6 tRNA genes are annotated in these 600 nt (G+C 52.8%); all 6 read right to left on the bottom strand.

Annotated elements, in window-relative coordinates:
- Window positions 1-4: 4 nt before the first annotated feature.
- A tRNA-Leu gene (locus BN52_RS01220) sits at window positions 5-90 on the bottom strand.
- A gap of 4 nt (window positions 91-94) precedes the next feature.
- Window positions 95-166, bottom strand: a tRNA-Gly gene (locus tag BN52_RS01225).
- 11 nt (window positions 167-177) lie between these two features.
- Window positions 178-250 (bottom strand) — tRNA-Thr (locus BN52_RS01230).
- Between the two features lie 25 nt (window positions 251-275).
- Window positions 276-357 (bottom strand) — tRNA-Leu (locus BN52_RS01235).
- Between the two features lie 12 nt (window positions 358-369).
- Window positions 370-442 (bottom strand) — tRNA-Lys (locus BN52_RS01240).
- Window positions 443-444: 2 nt separating this feature from the next.
- Window positions 445-517, bottom strand: a tRNA-Val gene (locus tag BN52_RS01245).
- Window positions 518-600 lie beyond the last annotated feature (83 nt).

A 600-nucleotide genomic window follows, 5' to 3' on the forward strand; every position in this document is an offset into this window, starting at 1 on the left:
TTTATGCCGAGGACCGGAGTCGAACCGGTACGGTTGAAACCAACCGCGGGATTTTAAGTCCCGTGCGTCTGCCAATTCCGCCACCCCGGCATAAAGCGGAAGACGGGATTCGAACCCGCGACCCCAACCATGGCAAGGTTGTGTTCTACCACTGAACTACTTCCGCATAATATAAAATGCCGATTATACGACTTGAACGTACGACCCCCTGTTTACAAGACAGATGCTCTACCAACTGAGCTAAATCGGCATAAATGTCAATATGTGGTTGGCAATACGGGTGGTGGGACTTGAACCCACACGTCCGAAAACACTAGAACCTAAATCTAGCGCGTCTGCCAATTCCGCCACACCCGCATATTAGGGTCATGAGTCGTGAGGGACTTGAACCCTCGACCCACGGATTAAAAGTCCGTTGCTCTACCAACTGAGCTAACGACTCGATGGAGGATACAGGGCTCGAACCTGTGACCTCCTGCTTGTAAGGCAGATGCTCTCCCAGCTGAGCTAATCCTCCATAAGCGCGGCTACGTCCTACCCTCGCAGGCAGTCGCCCACCAACTACTCTCGGCGCTGAGAAGCTTAACTTCTGTGTTCGGC

This window comes from Lactobacillus gigeriorum DSM 23908 = CRBIP 24.85 (assembly GCF_000296855.1).
Classification (GTDB): domain Bacteria; phylum Bacillota; class Bacilli; order Lactobacillales; family Lactobacillaceae; genus Lactobacillus; species Lactobacillus gigeriorum.